Annotated in this window: 3 protein-coding genes and 1 pseudogene; 3 read left to right on the top strand and 1 reads right to left on the bottom strand. The window is 38.8% G+C overall.

Annotation, left to right across the window (positions count from 1 at the left end; genetic code table 11):
• Positions 1-26: 26 nt before the first annotated feature.
• Positions 27-493, top strand: a pseudogene (tnpA, locus tag B4C08_RS05845) (IS200/IS605 family transposase).
• Between the two features lie 162 nt (positions 494-655).
• Here the strand turns inward: tnpA and pepF are convergent.
• The gene (pepF, locus tag B4C08_RS05840) at positions 656-2,455 is read right to left on the bottom strand and encodes an oligoendopeptidase F (RefSeq protein WP_296663914.1); all 1,800 of its coding nucleotides are present in this window, start codon (positions 2,453-2,455) and stop codon (positions 656-658) included.
• A gap of 85 nt (positions 2,456-2,540) precedes the next feature.
• On the opposite strand from pepF, the gene B4C08_RS05835 reads away from it, so the two are divergent.
• Together B4C08_RS05835 and abc-f are read left to right on the top strand one after the other, a co-directional pair.
• Positions 2,541-3,866 carry an SH3 domain-containing protein gene (locus B4C08_RS05835; RefSeq protein ID WP_296663912.1) on the top strand — a complete coding sequence of 442 codons (1,326 nt, stop codon included), beginning with the start codon at positions 2,541-2,543 and terminating at the stop codon, positions 3,864-3,866.
• Positions 3,867-3,936: 70 nt separating this feature from the next.
• The coding region (gene abc-f / locus B4C08_RS05830; RefSeq protein WP_296663910.1) for a ribosomal protection-like ABC-F family protein at positions 3,937-5,443 on the top strand (1,507 nt) is incomplete at its 3' end.

The raw sequence follows: 5,443 nt of genomic DNA, 5'->3' as shown, positions 1-5,443 counted from the left end.
TGCAAAACACCAAGGAGGAAAGAAGAATGGCAAATATAAGAGACTCGCTGAGCCATACAAAATGGCTTTGCAAATACCACATAGTATTTACACCAAAGTACAGAAGAAAAGCAATATATGGACAGTACAAGGAAAGCATAGGGGAAAATACTGCGGCAGCTGTGCAACTACAAAGGCGTGGAAATCATAGAAGGGCATCTGATGAGCGACCATATCCATATGCTGGTGAGCATACATACCACCCAAGTACAGCGTGTCGCAATTCATGGGATACCTGAAAGGCAAGAGCAACCTGATGATATTCGACAGGCACGCAAACCTGAAATATAAGTTCGGGAACCGCCATTTCTGGGCAGAAGGATATTACGTAAGCACAGTTGGCTTGAATGAAGCTACAATTGCAAAGTATATCCGCGAACAAGAATCTCATGATATTGCGATGGACAAAGTTAGTGAAAAAGAATACGAAGACCCTTTTAAGGGTAGTAAGTAGTACCAAAGGCTCTTTAAGAGCCTGTGAGTGACAAGCTGCAATAGGCTTGAACGTATGTGAAAGCTTGGGACTTAAGTCTCAGCTTGAGACCCTAGCCTTATAGGCTAAGTGCAAACCACCCGTTTGACGGGTGGTTTGTGATTTTTTTATATGCCGAGTTTTTTACATAAGTTCTTTTTCTAGCTGATCAACAAGTTCTTTGAATGTGTCAAGAGCTGCTTGTACAGGTTCTGTGCTTTCCATGTTTACGCCTGCGACTTTTAAACTTTCAATTGGGTATCTTGAGCCGCCGGATTTTAAGAATTTAAAGTAGTCATCATGTTCTTGTTTTCCTCCGTTGACGACTCTCTTTGCAAGTGCAAGGGCTGCGGAAATACCTGTTGAATATTTATACACATAGAATGCATTGTAAAAATGCGGGATGCGAAGTCCTTCCATGTCGCTGGATTTTTCAAATTTCATTGCAGGTCCGAAGTACTGCTCTAAAAGTTTTCTGTAAATGCTACGGATTGCTTCTGTGCTTAAAGGCTCGTTGTTTTCTACAGCTTCATGGCATTTAAGCTCGAACTCTGCAAACATTGTCTGGCGGTGCAAAGTTGCAAGAATGTCGTTGGCGCGCATAGATAAGAGATATTTTTTCATTTCATGATTTTTTGCGTTTTTAAGAAGATACTCAAACACAAGTTCTTCATTAAATGTGGATGCGACTTCAGCTTCAAAAATTGTGTATTCATAAGACATGAATGGATTGTTGCGGACGCTGTACCATGAATGCATTGAATGTCCGCCCTCATGCGCCATTGTGTAAACATCACGCAATGAAGTGTCTTTGTAATTTAAAAGAATATACGGATAGCCTTCATAGCAACCGCTTGAAAATGCTCCAGAATTTTTCCCTTTGTTTTCGAATCTGTCAACCCAGCCTCCTTTTAGTCCGCCGCAAAGTGTGTCTGTGTATTCGTTTCCTAAAACTGCAAGTGCGTTTCTTACAATCTCAACAGACTCGTCATAAGAAATTTTTGACTTTACAGATTTTACTAGCGGAACATAAACATCATAGTGCCTAAGTTCTTCAACTCCAAGAACTTTTCTGCGAATTTTATAATACCTGTGCAGGGTGTCAAGATTTTTGTGGACTGTTTCTATAAGATTTTTATAAACACTCACAGGAACTTTATCACCGTAAAGAGCTGCTTCCAAAGATGAATTGTAGCCGCGTGCCCGTGCATGAAAAATATCATTTTTTACAGAACCTGAATACAAGGCTGCAAGGGTGTTTGCGTGGCTTTCAAATACTCCGTAGAATTTTTCATAAGCTTCCTTGCGGATTTTTCTGTCCTGATTTTCTTCAAAGTCGCTCCAAGTGCTATGCGTGAGCGGAAGCTGTTTTCCTTCAACTTCTACAGTTCCGAAATTCATGTCAACATCATTTAAAAGTGAAAAAACATTTGAGGCTGTCTGACCTGATTCAGACTGAAGAGCCATTATGCGTTCTTCTTTTTCGCTTAAAATATGCGGCTTGGCATGAAGCGCTTTTTGAATGTATATTTTGTAGTCTTTAAATTCTGGCTGCTCTATCCAAGAATTTATTTTGTCATCTGGAATTGCAAGAAGTTCCGGTGTAAAAAAACTTGTTTCAGAGCAAGCTGCTGTGTATGCCATCATTACACGGCTGTATTTTTCCTGTGCGGCTCTGTCTCCTTGGTCAGCCTCATTGTTAAGGCTTGCGTAGTGATAGACTTTTTCAATTTGACGGTCAAGCGCTTCATCTGCTTTTAAAGCTTCAAGAAAAATGCTGCTGCTTTCCGACAGTCTTCCTTTGAATGATGCGAAATTTTTTACAAGTGAAGGAATCTTTTTAAGGTCCGCTTCCCATTCTTCATCTGTTTTATAAAGCTGTGTAAGATCCCATTTGTATTCTGCAGGGATGTCTTTTCTTAATGGAATTGTTTCGTCTTTCATGTTTTCATATTATATCAAAAAATATAAAAATTCAATTTTGCTTCATTTGTAGAACTTTATGATAAAATCTTGTAAAATATCCGCCATGAAAAACAGATTCTTTCTTTTTGCATTTTCATTGTTTATGCTGATTTTTTCTTCATGCTCTGGAATTATTGGATATGGAGTTCTATTATGGAATGTCGGCGAAAAAGAAATTCCAGATGGAACAGTTGTTCCTGTTTATTTAAAGTCAAACATTTCTAAAGTTTATGTAATTGGAGTTCCTGAAACAAAAGAAAAAATAGAAGTTCCTCTATGGAAACTTTCCGTTCCTGAATCAAAATCTAAAGCATTGAAGCGCGCACAAAAATATTCTGAGTACAAAGGAAAATACGCTTTTTGTGTTTTAGACGGACTTCCAATCCGCGCGGAGCAAGTGAACACTTCAAAGCAAGTTTACCGTCTGCGCAAAAATGAAGTTATCCGCACGCTTTATAAAGGCAAGGGCGTTTCTCCTACAAACGGCGGTGTTCCTCTTCCTGGTGAATGGCTTCATGTTATTACTGACAACGGAACTGAAGGCTGGTGCTTTAGCTACAATCTTAGGCTTTTTGAAATGAACTTGGATGGAACTTACGGAATTGGATCGGAAGTTGTTGAGTCTCAAAAAACTGACGAGACTCTTGAAAAAATTCTTTCAACTGCCTGGTATCCTGAATATTACAGAGCCATGATTTCTAAAAAGCAGATTGACTTGAATTACATTGTTCCGGGGTACGGTTTTGATTCAGGCTATAGTTCTGGCACTACAAAAATCAGTCTTCCAAATTTAAATGTAAGTTTTCCGTATTCTGAATTTGAAAAATCCGACAATGGAGATTACAAGGCAAAAAATGCTCCTGTTGAAATTGTTCCGCGGAATTCAAAATTCATAATTGTAAAATACACAGATGAAGGCGGGAAACCAAAGAGTTACAATTTTGTTTCGCTTGATGGAAATGTAAAAATTGATGAAATAGTTTCTGCAGAAAAAAACAAGCGGCAAGGTCTTTATAAATCTATCCAATCTCTTGGACCTGATTTCAAAAGCGGAAACTATGGAACGCTTTCTTTTAATGATGGAAATATTTTCAGATGGAGTGGATTTTCTAAACTTGTTCCGTCTGTAATTCCTTCAGGCTCAAAAGGTTTTGGAATTGTTGAAATGAAATATTTCCTTGACGGAACTCTTAAATCTTCGTGGGACGGAGTTGCAACATTCCATTTTGAAAATGCCAGCCGTGAAGTCAATTTCCTTTATAAAAAAGAAGTAAACGGACTTAGGCTTGCTTATGCGAATATAGTTGAAAAATACGACGATAGTTTTGGAAGAAAATATTATTCAGTTTCTCTTCCTGCGAATTCTATGGTTTTGTTTTTTCAAAAGTAAAATAACTGAGCCAGTTTCAAAATTCTAAAAACTCTAATTCTTTCGACTGGCTTATAAAAATAGGTTTTTTATGGCGTTTATTCAGTTTTCAAAAGTTTCTCTTGCATTTGGCGACAGAGATATTTTAAAGAACGTTTCTGTAAATTTGCAAGCAGGAACAAAGGCTGCTCTTACCGGCGCAAACGGAGCGGGAAAGTCAACTTTAATAAAAATAATGGCTGGCATTTCAGAACCTGATTCTGGAGAACGTATTGCTCAAAAAAATGCGCGCATTGCATATCTTCCGCAGAGCGGGCTTGTTCATTCAGGCTGCACTTTAAAGGAAGAGGCGGACAAGGCGTTTGACTGGGGATACGAAATTCAAAATAAGGCAGATTCTCTTGGTGAGCTTTTAAAGTCAAATCCTGAAAACTCAAACAAGATTGCAGTTGAGCATTCAGAACTTTTGGCTGAACTAGAAAACAGCGGCTGGTATAGGCGTGAAGTTCTTGCTGAGCAGGTTTTGCTTGGCCTTGGTTTTGAGCGTTCTGATTTTACAAAAAGGACTGAAGAATTTTCTGGCGGATGGCAGATGCGTATTGCGCTTGCAAAAGCCCTTATGTGTGGTCCGGACATTCTTCTCCTTGACGAGCCTACAAACTACCTTGATATTGAGGCGCGCAATTGGCTTGAAAAATTTCTTGCAGATTTTAAAGGCGGATTTTTGCTTGTAAGCCATGACCGTTATTTTTTGGATCACACAATAAATGAAGTCTATGAACTTTTTAATGGAACTTTAAAACGTTATCCTGGAAATTTTTCGCATTACGAGGAAGTGCGCAAAGTTGAACTTGACTCTCTGATTGCTTCCTATGAACAGCAGCAGCAGGAAATTCAGCATCTTGAAGAATTTATAAAGCGTTTTGGATACAAGGCGACAAAAGCTGCTCAAGCACAAGAGCGTCAAAAAATGCTTGATAAAATTCTTGAAAACAAAATTGAAATTCCAGAGAACCTTAAAAAAATTCATTTTAGTTTTCCAGAAGCACCTCATGCCGGCCGTCTTGTTCTTACGTTGGAAAATATTTGCAAAAATTACGGCGGACCTGATGTAATAAAAAATTTGAATCTTGTTGTAGAAAACGGAGAGCGTCTTGTTGTAGCAGGAAGAAATGGAGCCGGAAAATCAACTTTGCTTAGAATCATTGCAGGAATTGATCAGGATTTTTCAGGATCAGTAAAACTTGGTGCAGGAGTTTCAGTTGGATATTTTAGTCAGGACAGCGCGGAAAAAATAAATGGCAGTGAAACAATTCTTGAGCGTTTGGAAAACAATGCGCCTCTTGAACTTGTCCCTAAACTCCGCGATATGCTTGGCGCGTTTTTGTTCCGTGGCGACGATGTTTTTAAAAGCATCAATGTGCTTTCCGGTGGAGAAAAATCCCGTATCGCATTGCTTGAACTTTTGCTTCGTCCTGTGAATCTTCTTGTTCTTGACGAGCCTACAAACCATCTTGATATGCATTCAAAAGATGTTCTGCTTGAGGCTTTGAAAAGTTTTGGCGGAACAATTGTTTTTGTAAGCCATGACCGCGGAT

Origin of the sequence: Treponema sp. UBA753 (genome assembly GCF_002297325.1) — a bacterium.
GTDB lineage: Bacteria > Spirochaetota > Spirochaetia > Treponematales > Treponemataceae > Treponema_D.
This window is presented reverse-complemented; position numbering and strand designations above follow the sequence as displayed.

Coding starts and splice junctions, on each gene's coding strand:
- pepF (WP_296663914.1), bottom strand. CDS start 2,455: ATGAAAGACGAAACAATTCCATTAAGAAAAGACATCCCTGCAGAATAC.
- B4C08_RS05835 (WP_296663912.1), top strand. CDS start 2,541: ATGAAAAACAGATTCTTTCTTTTTGCATTTTCATTGTTTATGCTGATT.